This window comes from Methanococcus vannielii SB, assembly GCF_000017165.1.
Taxonomy (GTDB): Archaea; AGJL01; Methanococci; order Methanococcales; family Methanococcaceae; genus Methanococcus; species Methanococcus vannielii.
Map to the genome: position 1 here is coordinate 683,941 of NC_009634.1, position 17,528 is coordinate 701,468.

Consider the following 17,528-nt stretch of genomic DNA (forward strand, 5'->3'; position numbering starts at 1 on the left):
CTTTTGGGCCAAATATGGCCATATTAATATAAGTATTAAGTATTACGTAAAAAATAATATCTGGTAAGTATTATATATTTTTTGATTTAAATTTAGTTTAAATAATATCTTTAATAAAAATTTAAAAAAGTCGAAATAATTACTTATTATAATAATTTATTCTCTTAATAAAAATCTGTTTACTACAAAATCCTTTTTAAGAGCGGCTAAAAAACTCCCGAGCTTTGGGCCATAATTTTTACCAAGAAGGAGGTTGTATGAAGCAGTAAATGCATCTTTTGGTTCTAAACCCAATTTTATCGCACTTTCATACATTAATTCATGAATAACACTTGCGTCAGGTTCAATCTCATTCAAATTATTTGCAAATTCAGTTAGCCATTCTTTTTGATTTTCTGAAAGTATTTCAAACTGTTCTTTTGCTTTTTCAAGACCCAAAATTTCTAAATTTTCACCGTAATCCGATGCCCACTTTTTAGACATTTTAAGCCTTGTTTCAAGTCGTTTAATATCATATTCTGAAAATTTAGATGGCATATACCCATTTCTTCCCAAAATATCAAGAACTCTTTCAATATCAATTGTCTGCTTTTCGTCATTCCATGCAATCTGTGCAATAATTGAAGCAAACCTGTAAGGCACCTGTAAAGGCAACTTTTCTGGAATATTTGGTGTAGTGTATTCGTAAATTCTTAACTTTTCTTCTTCATTTTCATTCAAACTTTCGGTTTCTTTCTTTTCAACTAACTCAAAATACTTTCTCTCAAGTTCGTCATAGTCATCAACAAGGTTTGAAACTGCTTTTAAGTCAAAATCAATATGCTTTGTTGGTTTCCCCCTTAAAATTAAAAATCTTAAAACTTCAGGGTGGCATATCTCATTCCAATCTTTTACTGCAAATACAACCCCTGCAGAAGACGACATTGGCATTGCCCTATCTCCTACCTTTAACTGAATCCACTCGTAAACTATCTTTTCTGGTGCAATATATTCATAAATCTGCCTTGCAATTTTAATTCCTGTATCATAAGAGCCGCCTGATGCAGCATGGTCTTTACCCATTGGCTCTACCGTAACTCCAAAAATACCCCACCTTGCAGGCCAGTCTACTCGCCATGGAAGTTTTCCAATCCCGTTAAATGGATTAACTGTGTTTTCAAATCCGCATTTGCATACGTAAGTTACGGTTTTATCTTCGCTTTTATATGCAACTACTTTTGACTGATTCATTTTACCGCATTTTTCACAAACTATGTTTAATGGATACCAATCATCAGCAAGCGGTTCTTTTCGGTATGAATCAAGAATTTCTTTGATTTTTAACCTATTTTCAAGTGCTTTTATAATTACTTCATTATACATTCCTGCTTTGTAGCACTCGTTTGCTCGGTAAGTCGTAAGTTCGACTCCAAGTCCATTTAAGCTATTTAAAAATGGCTTTAAAAAGTGGTCAGCATAACTTTCACAGCATCCTTCAGGACAAGGGATCTCACTTAAAGGCATTCCTATATATTTTTCAAAATCTTGCGTTAAAAATGGATATAGTTTCCTTAATGGGTCATAATCATCTGCAACAAAAATTAATTTACTTTCTAACCCGTTATTAAGAAGTCCCTTATGTACTGCATCTGCAGTCAGTGTTTCTCTCGCATTTCCGATGTGTATGTGGCCCGATGGAGTAATACCACTTGAAACCACGTATTTTTCCACATTTCTTTTTTTCATGATTTTTTCCGCTGTTGCATCAGCCCAGTGCATTGTGTTTCCTCCAATTATATTAAAACGTGAAAAACCAAAAAATAGTAGTTTAAATCAAAAATAATGGTTTTTTAGGATATAGTAAAAAATATTTTATATAACTTATGTATTGTCATTGGAAAAATCTAAAAAATAACATTTATTAATCCAAATTAATAAATTAATGTATTCAAAATAAAAAAAGCCAAGGAAGGGATTTGAACCCCTCTGAAGCGGATCTGCAGTCCGCTGCCTCGCCGGACTAGACTACCTTGGCACGTCTCTTACTATTAGAGTCAAGAATAAGAATTACGATTCAGATATATAAACTTATTGGTTATTGAGTACGCAATTATATAATGACCTAAAAATGACAAATAAATTGTCATATAATACGTTAATACTATGAACGATAATATGAATATCCTGAATTCCAAACTTAAATCATTATGCAAACAAATATATATTATAACATCTTATGTAATTAAGATTTCATTCAGAATAAAACACGGTACCTGCATATAGTAATTTATATAGCTGTCTCGATTAAATCGAAATCTATATAAATGAAAGGTCATAAGTAATACAATGATAGAAAACACGGTAACCCAGATTCAAACACGGTTAGAATGGCACATTTTTCAATATTGTTGCCAGGTATATGTTATTCCTAATAACCTAATGTGCAGAGATAGTCTAGCTTGGGAAGGCGTACGGCTGGAAACCGTATGAGGCTTTGCCTCGCGGGGGTTCAAATCCCCCTCTCTGCGCCATTTATTTTTTTATTACTAATTAACAGTCATAAACACGAAGATCTCTGGAGGTGCAAGAGTGACTCAGACAGAATTCAGACACAGAATCAGAATATCAAAAACAGACCTTGAAGGTAAAAACCCTCTCGAATACGCACTACAAGAAGTGAAAGGTATCGGTAGGGCTATGGCTAAGGCATTAATCAGAGTTACCGAATTAGACCCTAAACAACAGGCAGGTTACTTAGCAGATGAGGATGTTTTAAAAATTGAATCAGTTTTAGAAGACCCTGCAAAACACGGTATTCCATCATGGATGTTCAACAGGAAAAAAGATGTCTACACGGGACTCGACAAACACCTTATCGAAACCGACCTCGTACTCGCAGTACAAGAAGACATTGGAAACATGAAAAAGATCAGATGCTATAGAGGTATCAGACACGAGTTAAGATTACCATGTAGAGGACAGAGAACCAGAGGTTCTTTCAGAAAAGGAAGTACAATGGGAGTTAAGAGGAAGAAGTAAAAAAAGTAAAAAGGTGAAAAAATGGGAGATCCAAGAAGATTAGGTAAAAAATACGACACACCTAACCATCCATGGATTGGGGAAAGAATCCAGAAGGAAAGAGAAATTAGCCATAAATATGGCTTGGTTAACAAAAAAGAACTCTGGAAGATGGAAACCCAATTAAGAAATTACAGAAGACAAGCAAGAAAATTGATCAGCGACACAACCACGCAAGGTGGAAAAGAAGCTGTTCAGTTATTCAATGTTTTAAAAAGATACGCTATCTTGGTTGAACAAGAGCCTACTCTTGACCATATTCTTTCATTAAACATTGAAAGTATTCTTGAAAGAAGATTACAAACACTGGTATACAGAAAAGGCCTTGCTAAAACAGCTAAACAGGCAAGACAGCTCATTGTTCACGGGCACATTGCAGTAAATGGAAGACGAGTTACTTCCCCTTCATACTTAGTTTCAGTTTCTGAAAATAATGCAATAGGATACGTGCCTAACTCACCAATGGCTTTAGAGAACCACCCTGAAAGAACTACCGCAGTAAGCGAGGAAAATCAATAAGGTGATTAAATGAGTCAAAAATGGGGATTAGTACACATATATGCATCCTACAACAACACAATACTCCACGTTACGGATGTAACAGGAGCAGAAACCATCGCTAAAGTTTCAGGCGGTATGATCGTGAGAAACCAAAGGGACGAATCATCACCATATGCTGCAATGCAAGCTGCATTCAAGATTGCAGAATTGATGAGAGATAAAGGAATTGACCAAGTTCACGTAAAAGTCAGAGCAGCAGGCGGTCAAAAGTCCAAAAATCCTGGACCTGGTGCACAAGCTGCTATCAGGGCATTATCAAGGGCAGGCATTAAAATCGGTAGAATCGAAGACGCTACACCAATTCCTCACGACGGTACTACGCCAAAAAGAAAGAACAGATAATTGGTGATTTTTTTGATAAAAAATATCCAAAAAGAGAAAAAGAAAACTGGGGAAATTGTTAAAGTGGAATTAAAAGCCCCATTATCTTTTTCCAGTGCATTGAGAAGATTAATGATTTCGGAAGTTCCTACATATGCTATTGAAAATGTATACTTCTATGAAAACACGTCTTCGATGTACGATGAAGTTCTCGCACACAGACTTGGTTTGATACCTGTAAAGGGAGTTCCCGTCAGTGGAGATGAAGTTGTCGTATTTACCCTGTCTAAGGAAGGACCATGTACCGTATATTCATCAGATTTAAAATCTGAAGCTGGTGAAATTGCTTTTGAAAATATTCCGATAGTAAAATTAGCTGAAGGCCAAAAACTAGAATTTGAAGCCGAAGCTCTTGTTGGTACTGGTAAATTTCATGCAAAGTGGCAACCTTGTAATGTGGTTTACAAACAGATATCAAATGACGAAGTGGAATTTACGATTGAGTCATTCGGAAACATGGACGCGGAAGATATAATAAGATCTTCGCTTGAAATTTTAAAAAACAAAGCGGAAATTTTTTTATCCGAACTAGAAGGTCACGAATTAAATGCTGACAACTAAATTTTCACTAATTATCTTAAACTATCAAAATGTTAGTTTTGAAACGAGTGAGAAATGTATTATATCATTCGGGTGAAATTATGAGAAAAACAATGGCTACAAACCCAAAAACTACTGAATTGATTCAAACATTAAAACAAGAATCGTTCAAAAATAGTGCACCAATCTGGAAAGATGTTGCTAAAAAATTATCCAAACCAGCTAGAAAGAAAATTGAAGTAAATGTGAGTAAAATCAACAGATATGCTTCAGAAGGTAATGTAATCTTAGTTCCTGGCAAAGTATTAGGGGCAGGTTCATTAAAGACAAAAGTAACTGTTGCAGCATTTTCATTTTCAGAGACTGCAAAGTCTGCAATTGAATCAGTTGGTGGAAAATGCTTATCAATTGAACAAATTATCGCTGAAAACCCAAAAGGGTCCAAAGTAATTATTATGGCCTAATTAAACATTAAGGTGGAAGTATGGTTGTTGTAAACGCTGAAAATGCGGTTGTTGGAAGACTGGCATCATACGTTGCAAAAGTTGCATTAAGTGGAGAAGAAGTTACAATTGTAAACGCTGAAAAAGCGATTATAACTGGAAACAGAGATTTTATCTTCCAAAAGTATACGCAGTTAAGAGAACGAAAAAGTATCTCAAATCCTAATAGAATGGGTCCAAAATTCCCTAGAAGACCTGATGCAATTATCAGAAGAATCATTAGAGGAATGCTCCCATATAAAAAGGATAGAGGAGTAAACGCATTTAAAAGTATAAAAGTTGAAGTTGGAGTTCCAGAAGGAATTTCTATCGACATTAGCTTAGGTAGTGCGCCAAATACTATCAAATACGTAACAGTTGGAGAATTAAGCCAATACTTAGGTGCTAAATTCTAATTGAGGTGAAAGTGTGAAGGTAGTCCACACCGTAGGTAAAAGGAGAACCGCAATTGCAAGAGCTACTGCAACAGAAGGAAGCGGTAAAATAAGAATTAATAAAAAACCATTAGAATTAATGGAACCTAAATACATCAAAATGAAGTTAATGGAACCTGTAATATTAGCGGGTGAAATATTAGGCAGTATTGATGTAGATGTAGATGTTAAAGGCGGTGGAACTGTAAGCCAAATGGATGCTGCAAGAACCGCTTTAGGTAAAGCAATTATTGAATTTACCGGAAAAATGGAATTAAAAGAAATGTTCTTAAGCTACGACAGAACTTTGCTTGTAAGTGATGCAAGAAGAACTGAGCCTCACAAACCAAGTAAATCATCAAAAGGTCCAAGAGCTAGAAGACAAAAGTCATACAGATAATTATTTTTCTTCCCTTTACGTTTTTTAGGTGGTAATAGTGATATTTCCAATCAGATGTTTTTCTTGCGGGAATGTAATTTCTGAAGTTTATGATGAATACAAAACCCGACTTTCAAATGTAGAAAGTCCAGAAGAAATTTTAAACGACTTAGGCGTTACAAAATACTGCTGTAGAAGGATGTTTGCATCCCACAGGCTTGAAAATGGAAAAGAATTATTCGATGATATTGTCGAATACAGATAAAATAGGTAATTACATTTTAATAATTACCCTGTATTTAGGGGCTGTGGGGTAGCCTGGCCATCCTGTGCGTCTGGGGGGCGTGCAACCCGAGTTCGAATCTCGGCAGCCCCATATTTTATTAAAATATAGATTACTCCGTTAGGGTGATTTCATGAAATTAACCAAATTCGAAACTGCAAGATTAGTAGGTGCAAGGTCCCTTCAAATTTCAGATGGGGCCCCCCTAACTGTGGAATCAGATAAATCTTCGTCGTTAAATCTCGCTGAAGAAGAAGTAAAGCAGGGAAAAATTCCTTTGTGCGTTAAAAAACCATTAAAGTAATATTTTAACCATTTTTTATTAGGGGGATTTTAGTGGAAAACAGCACCTCCATAAAACGGGTAACTGCAAAAAAAGTGTTTAAAAACTCAAAAATTCAGGTTCGTATTGCTACATTAACTAATAATGGTATTGGATACGACGTAATTGATGTTGAAAATCCGGATTTTGCAATATCCGATGTTGAAAATATACTTGCTCCAGAGCTAGTTGGTTATCCGGCATATGACCAAGACATTATCGATTCAATAATCTGCGATACGTCCGTAGACAATACTAAAGTCACGATGGGGACCTCCATAAGTATCGCAAGAGCCGCTGCAAACAGCGTAGATATTCCATTATTTAAACATATCGGGGGAGTTTTATCATCTAATCTACCTGTAGTTGGATGTTCACTCGTTTCTGATGGTTCTAACCAACTTTTAGCAATTCCAATGGCAGAATCCATTGGAGAAATGATTCATATATATAATACGATACTTTCAGAACTTTCAAAAGAGTACTCTTTTAAAAACAACTACGGGGAATATATTTCAAAAAACGTATTTAACGATATTGAAAAATTCAAAGAAATAATATCTAATGTTTCAGATGAAGAGGACGTTGAAATTTTAGCAGGTGCTAAAATTTTAGAATATGGGGCAAATATTGAAGAAATCGATTATTTGGAAAGTCATGAAATAATAGACTTCGATGGAATACTATGTACTGAAAATATCGATGAAGAAGCAGATTTTTCAAAATTTAACCCGTACCAGATGGGCACACTTACTGAAATGAGTTACTACGTGAATTATATTTCTGAAAAAGGGCTTAACACCGTAATTGAGGGGGACAATACCTCTTTTCCCCATATTGCAATAGGATTCAAAATTCCTTTTTTACGGGCAAGTATTAATTCAAAAGTATTAAATGAACTTTGGAATATTGAACGAATATTAAACAATCCAAACATTACACGATTTTAACAACTTTTTTACGCCATATTTTATCCATAATTTTTAATACATTTATCTATAAATTATATTATCAGAAAAGGGGGGATAAAATGAGTGTTATAATTGACTACAATAAGTGTAAAGGTCCAGAATGTGCGGAGTGCGTAAATACGTGTCCAACCGAGGTATTTGAAATTAAAGAGAATAAAGTAATAGTTATGAGGGAATCAGACTGTACATTTTGCCTTGTTTGTATTGACGTATGTCCAACTGATGCAATAATAGTAAAAGAAGACTAAATAATAGATTAAAATAAATTAAATATGAATTATTTAATATATTTTTTATTGCTTTTTTACGCCATTCATTTCATCTAATACCTCAAAAAGTTCTTCCCAAGCATCCAAACTTAATTTTGCATCTTCTTCATTCATTTTTTCGAGTGCATAGCCCGTATGTATCAATACATAATCTCCTACATTCACCCCCTCTAAAAGGGCGAGTTTTGCTTTTTGTCTAACGCCTTTGTATTCTGCTATGGCATATTTTTGGCCGTCTTCTTCAAATATATCAACCACTTTTGAGGGAATTGCAAGACACATATTTTCACCGAGATTAAAATTAGAAGTATAAATACTAGTGATAATTTTATAATCAATCTATTTATAAATATCGATAAAATTTGAAAAAAATCCTTAAAATTGCCAGAATTTAGCAATTGCTGCAAATGGGAGTACAATCAAAGTATATTTTATAATCCTACTAAAAAAAACAGCGAAAATATATACTTTAAAGGGCATTTTAAAAATTCCAGATGTCCAACAGATTAATTCAAACGGCACCGGAGCAAAACTTGCAATAATTATCCCAAAAAAGCCCCATTTTTTTAGGAATTCTTGGGATTTTAAGTACTTTTCCCGCCCAAATAGTTTTAAAACAAGTTTTTCACCATATTTTGAAGATAAATAGTATGTTACACTGCTTCCTAACGTAATTCCAATTGTTGCAGATATTAAAACCAATTTCCAGTCCATTCCAAGGGTTATTCCTGCAATCATAAAAATTTCATTTGGGACTGGTTGGAAAATGGGTTCGAAAAAGCCTATTAAAAATAGGGCATAATAACCATACTCTTCAACAAGGCCTATTCCTAATTTGGTTAAATCCATTTTTTACCCTTTTTTCATAATACTTATCGCATATTCCTATTTATACCTGCCAGTAGAACGGGTCGTTTGAAGGATAAACCTCTAAAAATTCATTGTAAACATCAATTCCCTTAATATATTGTAAAAAATAAGGGGAAACATCCGTTGCGGGAGTCATTGCAATTGCACCAACAACTTTTCCATTTTCATAATAAATCCTATTCATTCCTCTTTTTTCGGACTTTTTAAAATAGTAACCACTACCTGGGCGATTATATGTTGTTTTAAAGTTTAATGTCTGTTTTCCAAGTACTGAAATATTCATAGGCATCCTAATTGTAGAAATATTTATACCATAGGTCATTTTTTTTAAAGGAATACCTTTTATGGCGTTATAGATATTTTCTGCAACAAGTTTTCCTTCTCGATTTGCAATCGGAGTGTAGCCCCCTTTCACAGCATCACCACAGGCATAAACATTATTTTTTCCATCTACTTGAAGAAATTCGTTTGTTTTATATTTAGGTGTACCTCCAACAGCCAATACATTAAAATACTCATTATCATTTAACATTTTTCTCATTACGTTGATATCACTCGTTATTTTAAAATTAGAAATGTTGTTTATGATATACTCTCGAACTTCATCATCTTCAATCATTTTTAAAAATTTTGATCGAACATATACTGTTACATCACTTCCAAAAGTTGAAAATATGGATGCATATTCTGCAGCAACGGTGCCCCCCCCAATTACAAGGACTTTTTTAGGTAATTTTCTTATATATGGAATTTCATTGTATTTTGCACATTCTACGCCTTCAAAACTGGTAGGATAGTCATAACCTGTTGCATAAACCACGTAATCATAATCTTTTTCATATTCTTCTTTAAATTCTTTAAATTTAACTACTATTCCTTTTTTAGTAAGGGATTCAAGAGAATTTTCCCTCATTACCTCATGAATATTATCTATCTTGTTATGTAAATCGCTTAAAGAGAGTATATCATTTAAAGTGTGTTTTTTACCTTTTATTGAATTTAAACTTTCAATAGTGTCTGAAACATCTTTTAATGCATTAATATACCTACAACCATAATTTAGACAAGTGCCTCCTAACTTATCTCGTTCAAAGAGTTCAACTGAAAGTCCAAATTTGGAAAGCATGCTTGCACATGATAATCCCGCAGGCCCTGCGCCGACAACTGCAATCATAAAAATCCCCTCATTTTTTAAAGTAGTATTGTATAATATTTCAAGTAACATGTTTAAATCTTACGAAAATATTCTGGTGATATGTTGAACACTTTTGGAGATACTTTTAGAGTTACCACGTGGGGCGAAAGCCATGGAAAAGCACTTGGTGCAGTAATAGATGGCTGTCCTTCAAATCTCCCCTTAACTGAAAATGATATTCAGTACGAATTGAACAGAAGAAGACCAGGATATAGTTTATTTTCAACCCCGCGGAAAGAAGAAGATGAGGTGGAAATTTTATCTGGAATTTTTGAAGGAAAAACCACTGGAACGCCTATTTCATGTATCGTATATAATAAAAGTCAACAGTCAAAAGATTACACGGCTATCAAAGATACCCCTAGACCAGGACATGCTGACTTAAGCTACCAATTAAAATATGGAAACTATGATTACAGGGGCGGGGGGAGAAGTAGCGGTAGAACTACAATTGGAAATGTTATCGGCGGAGCCATTGCTAAAAAACTTATTGAATATACGCATAAAATCAAAGTAATTGGATATACAACGGAAATTGGAACTATTAAAGGTGATTTTAACTATTATAATAATCCAGAATTTTTTGAAAGTGATTTAAACATTCAAAAACTTTCTAATCAAATTGAAGATAGCGTTTTAAGATGTCCTTCCACAAATTCTAATGAAATGAACGAATATGTATTCAAAGCGATAGATGGAAAAGATAGTGTTGGAGGAGTTGTTGAAGTTGTTATATATGGGCTTCCAAAAGGGATTGGGAACCCAATTTTTAATAAGCTAGAAGGACGGCTTTCAAGTGCAGTCATGAGTATAAATTCTATTAAGGGTTTTGAAGTTGGAAAAGGATTTGAATCGTCAAGACTTTTTGGAAGCGAAATGAACGATGAATTTTATTTTAAAAATGGAATAATATGTCCAAAAACAAATAATGCGGGAGGAATTTTGGGCGGAATTAGTACTGGAGCACCAGTAGTTATAAGGGCGTCAATTAAACCCACTCCTTCAATTTCAAAAACCCAAGAAACAGTAAATATAAAAACACTTGAAACTGTGCCAATAAAAATCGGGGGAAGGCACGACCCAATAATTGTTCCAAGAGTAATACCTGTAATAGAATCAATGGTTTCAATAACTATTGCTGATTTAATGATTTCAAGCGGATTTATAAATCCTTCAAAATTAAGTAACATCTAAAATTAAGTAATTTTTATTTTAAAATTTTGGTTGAAACTGACTGTATTATATATTACCTGAATCCAAGTTTGATAACTATTTAAAAATTTTAAGATTGATGATTATGGAAAACAAAGTCCCCATGAAAAGAATGGTTAATAGAATTATTTTCGAGTGCGACATCGTGCTTTTAGCAATCGATGCAAGAGACCCTGAAACCACAAGAAACAGGTTTCTTGAAAAGTACACGATTGAAAAAAATAAAAAACTAATTTATGTACTTAATAAGTCAGACCTCGTTCCAAAAGAAATCCTTGAAAAATGGAAAGCAAAATTTAAAAAAGAAAACCCTGATTCATCAGTAGTTTTCATGAGTGCTAAAGAAAAACTTGGAACAAGTATTTTAAGAGATGAAATTAAAATTTATTTGAGTATAAAAAACATAAAACACGGAAAAGTTGGAATTGTAGGGTATCCAAACGTTGGAAAGTCCTCAATTATTAATGCACTTACTGGAAGAAGAAGTGCAAAAAGTGGCCTTACGGCAGGATTAACTGTAGGGGAACAGTGGGTAAAACTAACAAAAGACATTAAATTGCTTGATTCTCCAGGAATAATCGAACCAAAAGACGAAGATGAACTGGTAATATCTGGTGCTTTAAGGTATGAAAAGGCAAAAAATATACTATTTCCTGCAATAAAAATACTTCAAAGAATCCAATCATTTGATAAAACCATTTTAAAAGAGTATTATAATTTAGAATTTGAAGAAGAAATAACTGAAAATGATATATCAAAAATCGGGAGTAAGTTAAATTTCTTATCAAAAGATAACGAAATAGATTTAGATAGGACTTCAAAATCGATAATTAGGGACTTTCAAAATGGAAAATTAAATTATTACCGGATAAACATTCGAAAATACGAACAAAAACGAACAAAAAATATAGACTTTATTACAAAACACCTTGAAAAATTCCCATATATTGACGATGCAAATCTCGTAATTTCACACTTAGAAGGAATCAATTCGCTTGGGGAAATTAACACAAAACCCGTTATTGGGATGAAAAAATTAGATGATGCAGTAGTTTTAATTTCTTTTTCTGAAAAGTCACAGGATTCTGGGCGGAAAAAAGTTGAAACACTTGCAAGAGAAAATAAAATTGAAATTTATTCACTTGGCGGTGGAAAAATTGGAAAACATAGAATTTACATTGGAGTAGGTCAGAAAGCAGATTAATTTATTAAAAATTTGTCATTTTGCACTCAAAAGTTCCTGTTACTCCGATTTTTTTAAGTTCTTTTAATAATTCTTCCTTTTCATTTTTTAGAAGAATTATTACAGAACCGCCCCCTCCTGCACCGGTTAATTTTCCACCATGTGCATACTTTTTTGAAGCTTCAATAACCAAATCTAGCTTTTCAGTTGAAATTCCAAATTTTTTTAAAATTTCATGGTTTTCAACCATTAATTTTCCAAGTTCTTCTTTTGAACGGTTATGTTTTACTTTTTCAATTATCGTCCCGATTTTTTTAAATAATTCCTCTTTTTGAGGATGTTCTGAAACTTCCCACACTAAATCTGCTGTTTTTCTCGTTCTTTCTTCAACGTTAACAATTAAAAAATTACACGTTTTTATAAATTCACTGAGTTCTTTTGGCATTATTTTATAATTTCCAGCATAAATTTCAATCATTCCAGATAAGGTAATTGTTGCAGTGTCAGTTATACTTGCACGCCCTTGAATATCCTTTTCAACCGAATAAGCCATGTTAATTACTTCTTCATTTTTAAGGGAAATTCCATAAAAATTTGAAATTGAATTAATTGTTGTTACAACAACTGATGCCGAAGAACCAAGACCGCAGCTTACGGGAATTTCTGAAAATATTTTAAGTTTAAACGGAGTTATTGACGTTAAACCCTTAAATTCAATTAGGTAGTTTATTGCATACTTTGTAGCGCATAATACATACTTTAAAGAGGGACTGAAATTTGAAATATCTAATTCTTTAATTAATTTAGGAGCTATTTCAAAAATTTCATTTAAATCTGAAAGTTCAATTGTTATTGTTTCAAAATTACCTTTAATTTCCCCTGTTGTTTTAAGATCTATTGCCATTGCAATTGCAGAATATCCATCTACAACCGCATGTTCCCCAAATAATATGACTTTTGAAGGTGTTTTAACAGTTAATGTCATGTTTTTACCTAACCCCACCTTCTAAGTCGTTTTAAATTTATTTTATCACGATTTTCAACATTTCCATTAAAGTCCGCCATTAAAAGTCCTTTTGTTCCAAAAGTGCTTTTTATTTTCCCAACAATATCTTTTCCAACAATTGAAATCTCTTCACCAATTAATTTTTCAGCAGCGACTTTTGATTCGGAAAGTCCTTCAATTACGGTTCTTCCCTTGTCTACTTTAATATTTCCTTCTTTTAAAACTTCCTTTTTAATATTTAAGTCTTTTATAGGTTTAAATTCTTCAATTACGCCATGACCGCAGATTCTTAGTGTTGTTGGTGGAAGGTCAAGCCTCGTAATTAAAACCCTATCGCCAAATTCTGCTAAAACTTTTTCTTCAAGTTCAAACGCACAATAGCATTCATTTCCAGAAACTACTTCATCTAAAATAACATTTTCAGTATAATTTCTAAAATCTACCTTTTTAAAAGGCACAATTACTGCTGGAACAATTAACATTCCCACATTTAAGTGAACCTTCATTTTAGGCGTTAAATTGTATTTAAATATATCTGAAACCCTTATTTTAGCAACAATTTTATTAACTGCCTGTAATTTAGTATCTTTTGAAGTTAATATACATCCTCGATAGATTTGTTTTGAGTCCACCCCTTGAATTGCCATCCCAACTCGATCACCTGCTTTTGCAAAAGTTACACTTTCTTTAAAACATTGTATACTCCTTACTTTTGCACCGATATTTATTGGAATTATCCTCAATTCATCCCCTATTTTAACAGTTCCCTTAATTATAGTCCCCGTTACAACGGTTCCTGCACCTTTTATAGGAAATGCATGGTCTATTGGCATTTTAAAATAGCTATCTGTTTTTCTAACTATTTCCATATCATTTAACGTTTTAAAAATCGTGTTTTTAAGTTCAGAAATTCCAAAATCAGTCTTTGCAGAAATTGGGATTATTAAACTTTCTTTAAGATTTTTAGTTGACTTAAGTATGGTTTGCATAAACAGCTTTGTCCTATTAATTTCATCAGGATTTGCATTATCAACCTTTGTCATTACCACTATTGTTGGAATGTTGAAGTGGTCTAAAATAAGCATGTGTTCCCCAGTTTGCGTTTTTGGGCCCTCTTTTGCATCTACAACAATTAATGCTAGGTCAATTATATCTGCAGCACTAACTACTGCCCTAATCAAATCTGCATGTCCTGGAGAATCTACAAGAGTTACACGATAATTTTCAAGCTTAAAAGAAGAAAATCCAATATCTATAGTAATTCCACGTTTTTGAGATTCCGGAAGCTTATCAAGTGCTGATGTTGATGCAATTTCAGTTAAAACTTTTGAAAGTGTTGTCTTTCCATGATCAATATGTCCAAAAATACCCAAATTAATATTTATAAAATCCATGTCATTCTACCCTTTTTTATTCTAAAGTTTATGTATTCTTAGCTCCCTAGACTATATATTATATTAAGTATAAAAAGGATTAAACAAAGTAAAAGTCATTATTGGTGGTTAAATATGATGCCTGATTCCCTAAAATACGAAATTTTAGTATTTGGTTGCGGTAATGTAATATTTGCAGACGACGGGTTTGGATATGAAGTTATTTCAAGGCTTGAAAAAATGGAGCTGCCTAAAAACGTTGGTTTAATTGATGCAGGAACTGGGGCTCCATTTTATTTAATGTCATTAATGGATGAAAGCTGTATTACTAAAAAAATCATTATAGTCGATATTATAGATTTTAAATTGCCCCCCGGTACCTTAAAAATTTTATCGATTAACGATCTTTCAAAAATAAAAAAATACACTTTTGATGCACACGATATGCCCCTTTCTAATTACCTAATTAAAGCTAAAAATGCTGGAATGGATGTTGTAATTGTTGGATGCCAAGCAAAAAGAGTAACTACCCCAGATATTGAAGTAGGGCTAACTAAAGAAGTTAAAGACTCTCTTGATGATGCAGTTAAACTTGTTCTTCAAGAACTTTCTAGGTAATTTTTTCAATACTTATTTTAACTATTTATAAAATAGTTTACTTGTAAGTTTTTTGAATGGGGGAAACTTAATGAAATGTTACATCATACGCCTATTTTTTACAGGAGATAAAGAAGTAGTTAAAACTGAAATCATAAATGCAGAAAATCCTTTTGAAGCAAAAGATATTGTTATAAAAAAATATGGTGGCAAAATTATTCCAAAAATTAAAGGGAAGACTTTTGAAATTCTTTCAAAAATTGAAATAGTATCGTATAACACTATTAATTGACTTTTTCATAAAAGTACAAATAATTTAAATTTATCGAATAATTTAATTTAATTTAATTTAATTTAATTTATCTACCTTCACGGCCATTAGTATGTGACGTATTCTTTTTCCAGTTTTTATAGTGGATTTTTCAAGAGCCATTCCAAGCTCTAAAATTTTATCCTCAACAAGTTTTCGCCGTTCATAGGGTTTTTCTGGAAACATTATTGCAATAGCTCCGTTTTCATTTAAAAAATTCATTCCTTCTTCGATAATTTTTTCCGAAAACGTCTCACCATACTTTCCACCACCAATGAGCTCGATTTCATTTGCATAGGCCCCTCCAAAGCTTTTTTTTGATGCAACCGAGTTTTCTGCATAGTAAGGAGGGTAAGATATTATTAAATCAAACTTTTTGCCAGTTAATTCAGCTATACCTTCAATTATTTTTCCTTTTGAATTTAATAGGTCTATTTCATTAGATAACTTATTTTTACATATATTTTCCATTGCAATATCTAAATATTCGTTTAAAGTATCTGTTGCAGTGCATCTTGAATTAAAATACTTTGCAATCATTATTGAAAGAATTCCAGAGCCCGTTCCGATTTCTAAAACGCTTTTTATACCTTGTTTTTTTATAAAAACCTCGTTTATAAAAAGATATCGATTTATTGGAGTGGGAATAAGCGCATCTTCATGAAAATCCATATCTAATCCAAAAACCCCTTTTAATATAGCAATATTATATTCTTTCATTGCCTCTTTATTTTTAAAATCTATTTTGGGTTTTTCAAACTTATAATGTACATAATCAAGCAATTTTTTATTTACATTAATTGCATCTTCAATTTTTAATCCCAAATCGTTTAAATCCAGCTTCATATTTTCACATTTATTTTAAAAGTGATTATCAAACAAGTATAAAAAAATATTTAATGAACGATTACAAAAGATAATTAAAAATACACTAAAACATGTTTTGTTTTGATTAGTATTTCTGGAGCGATATTATGCAGTTCATTCATTTATCAGATAGTCATCTTGGATACCGCCAATATAATCTTGATGAACGGGAAAATGATATTTATGAATCATTTATGGAATGTATTGACAAAATTATCGAAATAAAACCAGACTTTGTAATCCACAGTGGCGACCTTTTTGAAAGTCCACAGCCTTCAGTAAATGCTCTTAGAACTGCAATTGAAGGCTTTTTGAAATTAAAAGAAAAAAATATACCGATATATTTAATACATGGAAACCACGACATTCCAAAAAGCCAACAAAAGGGTAGGCCTTTTGGAATCTTAAAAAAAATTGTAGGAAGTAGCTTGAAAACTTTTTTAAGGGAAAAAAGCCATGTTTTTAAAGACAGCGTATTTATTGGAGGAATAGAATACGCCCCTCAAAATAAAATTCAAAAAAGCCACGAAGACATTCAAAAAATTATTTTAGATTCAAAAAATTATCATAAAAAAATATTGCTTTTTCACCAGAGTGTAACCCCATTCATGCCTCAAAGTTTTGAACTGCAGATTACTGACTTTCCAACAGATTTTAATTACTTTGCAGGTGGCCATATCCATCAACGGGCATTAAAACCAGTAAATGACGGAAATTCAGTATTTTCTTATGCTGGTTCAACTGAAATAATGTCAGTTAGCGAAGTTTCTAATTATAAAAAACATAAAAAAGGTTTTTATCTTGGAGATTTAAGCAGGGACTTTGATATAAATTCCGTTGAAAAAATAGATACAGAATGTAGGAACTTTTTAACTGATAAAAAAATAGAAAATGAAAAAGACCTTAAAGAACTAATTTTAGAGCTTAAAAGTTTTGAAAATAATTTAAAAAAACCAATATTATACTGTAATGTTTCTGAAAATATATTTAATACATCTTTAGAAGAATTAAAAAGTCTGGTTCTTTACAGTAGATTTAATAAGATTGACGAAGAAGGTTTTGAATCCATTTCATTTAATGAAAATAATATTGAAGAGGTATTTCAAGAATACGTTAAGCAAAAAGAAATGCCTGTTGATTTCGTATATCAACTCTACAAAAAATTGCTTGAAAGCGAAAAAGAGTGCATCGAGTATACTGATAATTATTTTAACAATCATTACAGGGGGCAGTAAT

Annotated in this window: 23 protein-coding genes and 3 tRNA genes; 18 read left to right on the forward strand and 8 right to left on the reverse strand. The window is 32.4% G+C overall.

All coding sequences use genetic code 11. From position 1 onward, the window contains the following. Positions 1–156: 156 nt before the first annotated feature. Entirely contained in the window at positions 157–1,758 is a 1,602-nt protein-coding gene (lysS, locus tag MEVAN_RS03215) for a lysine--tRNA ligase (protein WP_011972438.1), read from the reverse strand. A gap of 182 nt (positions 1,759–1,940) precedes the next feature. After that, positions 1,941–2,014, reverse strand: a tRNA-Cys gene (locus MEVAN_RS03220). Positions 2,015–2,422: 408 nt separating this feature from the next. On the opposite strand from MEVAN_RS03220, the gene MEVAN_RS03225 reads away from it, so the two are divergent. The 13 genes from MEVAN_RS03225 (at position 2,423) to MEVAN_RS03285 (ending at position 7,658) form a co-directional block, all read left to right on the forward strand. Further along, positions 2,423–2,510 (forward strand) — tRNA-Ser (locus MEVAN_RS03225). A 58-nt stretch (positions 2,511–2,568) separates the two neighbouring features. Beyond that, entirely contained in the window at positions 2,569–3,018 is a 450-nt protein-coding gene (locus MEVAN_RS03230; RefSeq protein ID WP_011972439.1) for a 30S ribosomal protein S13, read from the forward strand. A 21-nt stretch (positions 3,019–3,039) separates the two neighbouring features. After that, positions 3,040–3,576, forward strand: coding sequence for a 30S ribosomal protein S4 (locus MEVAN_RS03235; RefSeq protein WP_011972440.1), 537 nt, complete (start codon positions 3,040–3,042; stop codon positions 3,574–3,576). Between the two features lie 9 nt (positions 3,577–3,585). Next, the gene (locus MEVAN_RS03240) at positions 3,586–3,960 is read left to right on the forward strand and encodes a 30S ribosomal protein S11 (protein WP_011972441.1); all 375 of its coding nucleotides are present in this window, start codon (positions 3,586–3,588) and stop codon (positions 3,958–3,960) included. A gap of 12 nt (positions 3,961–3,972) precedes the next feature. Then, positions 3,973–4,560: a DNA-directed RNA polymerase subunit D gene (locus MEVAN_RS03245; RefSeq protein WP_011972442.1), complete on the forward strand. Its 588-nt coding sequence runs from the start codon at positions 3,973–3,975 to the stop codon at positions 4,558–4,560. Between the two features lie 80 nt (positions 4,561–4,640). After that, positions 4,641–5,003 carry a 50S ribosomal protein L18e gene (locus MEVAN_RS03250; RefSeq protein WP_011972443.1) on the forward strand — a complete coding sequence of 121 codons (363 nt, stop codon included), beginning with the start codon at positions 4,641–4,643 and terminating at the stop codon, positions 5,001–5,003. A 20-nt stretch (positions 5,004–5,023) separates the two neighbouring features. Then, positions 5,024–5,437 carry a 50S ribosomal protein L13 gene (locus tag MEVAN_RS03255; protein WP_011972444.1) on the forward strand — a complete coding sequence of 138 codons (414 nt, stop codon included), beginning with the start codon at positions 5,024–5,026 and terminating at the stop codon, positions 5,435–5,437. 13 nt (positions 5,438–5,450) lie between these two features. Further along, on the forward strand, positions 5,451–5,855 hold the full coding sequence (locus MEVAN_RS03260) for a 30S ribosomal protein S9 (protein WP_011972445.1): 405 nt from the start codon (positions 5,451–5,453) through the stop codon (positions 5,853–5,855). Between the two features lie 37 nt (positions 5,856–5,892). Further along, complete coding sequence (locus MEVAN_RS03265; RefSeq protein ID WP_011972446.1) at positions 5,893–6,099, forward strand: DNA-directed RNA polymerase subunit N; 207 nt, start codon at positions 5,893–5,895, stop codon at positions 6,097–6,099. A 37-nt stretch (positions 6,100–6,136) separates the two neighbouring features. Next, a tRNA-Pro gene (locus MEVAN_RS03270) sits at positions 6,137–6,210 on the forward strand. Positions 6,211–6,250: 40 nt separating this feature from the next. Further along, a complete protein-coding gene (locus MEVAN_RS03275) occupies positions 6,251–6,421 on the forward strand; it encodes a DNA-directed RNA polymerase subunit K (protein WP_011972447.1) in 171 nt (56 codons plus the stop codon). Between the two features lie 32 nt (positions 6,422–6,453). After that, a complete protein-coding gene (locus MEVAN_RS03280) occupies positions 6,454–7,389 on the forward strand; it encodes a phosphopyruvate hydratase family protein (protein ID WP_011972448.1) in 936 nt (311 codons plus the stop codon). 80 nt (positions 7,390–7,469) lie between these two features. Beyond that, on the forward strand, positions 7,470–7,658 hold the full coding sequence (locus MEVAN_RS03285; RefSeq protein ID WP_011972449.1) for a 4Fe-4S dicluster domain-containing protein: 189 nt from the start codon (positions 7,470–7,472) through the stop codon (positions 7,656–7,658). 45 nt (positions 7,659–7,703) lie between these two features. On the opposite strand, the gene MEVAN_RS03290 is transcribed toward MEVAN_RS03285, so the two are convergent. From MEVAN_RS03290 to MEVAN_RS03300, 3 genes are all read right to left on the reverse strand, one after another. Further along, positions 7,704–7,961 (reverse strand): HypC/HybG/HupF family hydrogenase formation chaperone, encoded by a 258-nt coding sequence (locus MEVAN_RS03290; RefSeq protein ID WP_011972450.1) that lies wholly within the window; start codon positions 7,959–7,961, stop codon positions 7,704–7,706. Positions 7,962–8,054: 93 nt separating this feature from the next. Then, entirely contained in the window at positions 8,055–8,528 is a 474-nt protein-coding gene (locus MEVAN_RS03295; RefSeq protein WP_011972451.1) for a YqaA family protein, read from the reverse strand. 40 nt (positions 8,529–8,568) lie between these two features. Continuing rightward, positions 8,569–9,723 (reverse strand): FAD-dependent oxidoreductase, encoded by a 1,155-nt coding sequence (locus MEVAN_RS03300; RefSeq protein ID WP_011972452.1) that lies wholly within the window; start codon positions 9,721–9,723, stop codon positions 8,569–8,571. 84 nt (positions 9,724–9,807) lie between these two features. On the opposite strand from MEVAN_RS03300, the gene aroC reads away from it, so the two are divergent. Further along, a complete protein-coding gene (aroC, locus tag MEVAN_RS03305) occupies positions 9,808–10,938 on the forward strand; it encodes a chorismate synthase (RefSeq protein ID WP_048059141.1) in 1,131 nt (376 codons plus the stop codon). A 97-nt stretch (positions 10,939–11,035) separates the two neighbouring features. After that, the gene (locus tag MEVAN_RS03310; RefSeq protein ID WP_011972454.1) at positions 11,036–12,160 is read left to right on the forward strand and encodes a GTPase; all 1,125 of its coding nucleotides are present in this window, start codon (positions 11,036–11,038) and stop codon (positions 12,158–12,160) included. Positions 12,161–12,164: 4 nt separating this feature from the next. Here MEVAN_RS03310 and mvk read toward each other — a convergent pair whose 3' ends face one another. Then, entirely contained in the window at positions 12,165–13,124 is a 960-nt protein-coding gene (gene mvk, locus MEVAN_RS03315; protein ID WP_011972455.1) for a mevalonate kinase, read from the reverse strand. Between the two features lie 8 nt (positions 13,125–13,132). Beyond that, a complete protein-coding gene (gene selB / locus MEVAN_RS03320) occupies positions 13,133–14,539 on the reverse strand; it encodes a selenocysteine-specific translation elongation factor (protein WP_011972456.1) in 1,407 nt (468 codons plus the stop codon). A gap of 114 nt (positions 14,540–14,653) precedes the next feature. Here selB and frhD point away from each other — a divergent pair, with 114 nt between their 5' ends. Both frhD and MEVAN_RS03330 read left to right on the forward strand, forming a co-directional pair. Continuing rightward, the gene (frhD, locus tag MEVAN_RS03325; RefSeq protein WP_011972457.1) at positions 14,654–15,136 is read left to right on the forward strand and encodes a coenzyme F420-reducing hydrogenase, FrhD protein; all 483 of its coding nucleotides are present in this window, start codon (positions 14,654–14,656) and stop codon (positions 15,134–15,136) included. A gap of 70 nt (positions 15,137–15,206) precedes the next feature. Continuing rightward, positions 15,207–15,407 (forward strand): hypothetical protein, encoded by a 201-nt coding sequence (locus MEVAN_RS03330; RefSeq protein WP_011972458.1) that lies wholly within the window; start codon positions 15,207–15,209, stop codon positions 15,405–15,407. A 57-nt stretch (positions 15,408–15,464) separates the two neighbouring features. Here the strand turns inward: MEVAN_RS03330 and MEVAN_RS03335 are convergent, their stop codons facing one another. Continuing rightward, complete coding sequence (locus MEVAN_RS03335) at positions 15,465–16,271, reverse strand: RlmF-related methyltransferase (protein WP_011972459.1); 807 nt, start codon at positions 16,269–16,271, stop codon at positions 15,465–15,467. A gap of 128 nt (positions 16,272–16,399) precedes the next feature. Between MEVAN_RS03335 and MEVAN_RS03340 the strand changes: the two genes are divergently transcribed. Next, positions 16,400–17,527, forward strand: a complete 1,128-nt coding sequence (locus MEVAN_RS03340; RefSeq protein ID WP_011972460.1) for a DNA repair exonuclease — start codon at positions 16,400–16,402, stop codon at positions 17,525–17,527. Position 17,528 lies beyond the last annotated feature (1 nt).

Bases quoted from the DNA above. Each gene is read 5' to 3' on its own strand.
- MEVAN_RS03330 (WP_011972458.1), top strand. From the start codon at position 15,207: ATGAAATGTTACATCATACGCCTATTTTTTACAGGAGATAAAGAAGTA.
- MEVAN_RS03285 (WP_011972449.1), top strand. From the start codon at position 7,470: ATGAGTGTTATAATTGACTACAATAAGTGTAAAGGTCCAGAATGTGCG.
- MEVAN_RS03290 (WP_011972450.1), bottom strand. From the start codon at position 7,961: ATGTGTCTTGCAATTCCCTCAAAAGTGGTTGATATATTTGAAGAAGAC.
- MEVAN_RS03250 (WP_011972443.1), top strand. From the start codon at position 4,641: ATGAGAAAAACAATGGCTACAAACCCAAAAACTACTGAATTGATTCAA.
- MEVAN_RS03275 (WP_011972447.1), top strand. From the start codon at position 6,251: ATGAAATTAACCAAATTCGAAACTGCAAGATTAGTAGGTGCAAGGTCC.
- MEVAN_RS03235 (WP_011972440.1), top strand. From the start codon at position 3,040: ATGGGAGATCCAAGAAGATTAGGTAAAAAATACGACACACCTAACCAT.
- lysS (WP_011972438.1), bottom strand. From the start codon at position 1,758: ATGCACTGGGCTGATGCAACAGCGGAAAAAATCATGAAAAAAAGAAAT.
- MEVAN_RS03255 (WP_011972444.1), top strand. From the start codon at position 5,024: ATGGTTGTTGTAAACGCTGAAAATGCGGTTGTTGGAAGACTGGCATCA.
- frhD (WP_011972457.1), top strand. From the start codon at position 14,654: ATGATGCCTGATTCCCTAAAATACGAAATTTTAGTATTTGGTTGCGGT.
- MEVAN_RS03310 (WP_011972454.1), top strand. From the start codon at position 11,036: ATGATTATGGAAAACAAAGTCCCCATGAAAAGAATGGTTAATAGAATT.
- mvk (WP_011972455.1), bottom strand. From the start codon at position 13,124: ATGACATTAACTGTTAAAACACCTTCAAAAGTCATATTATTTGGGGAA.
- MEVAN_RS03300 (WP_011972452.1), bottom strand. From the start codon at position 9,723: ATGATTGCAGTTGTCGGCGCAGGGCCTGCGGGATTATCATGTGCAAGC.
- selB (WP_011972456.1), bottom strand. From the start codon at position 14,539: ATGGATTTTATAAATATTAATTTGGGTATTTTTGGACATATTGATCAT.
- MEVAN_RS03295 (WP_011972451.1), bottom strand. From the start codon at position 8,528: ATGGATTTAACCAAATTAGGAATAGGCCTTGTTGAAGAGTATGGTTAT.
- MEVAN_RS03340 (WP_011972460.1), top strand. From the start codon at position 16,400: ATGCAGTTCATTCATTTATCAGATAGTCATCTTGGATACCGCCAATAT.
- MEVAN_RS03335 (WP_011972459.1), bottom strand. From the start codon at position 16,271: ATGAAGCTGGATTTAAACGATTTGGGATTAAAAATTGAAGATGCAATT.
- MEVAN_RS03240 (WP_011972441.1), top strand. From the start codon at position 3,586: ATGAGTCAAAAATGGGGATTAGTACACATATATGCATCCTACAACAAC.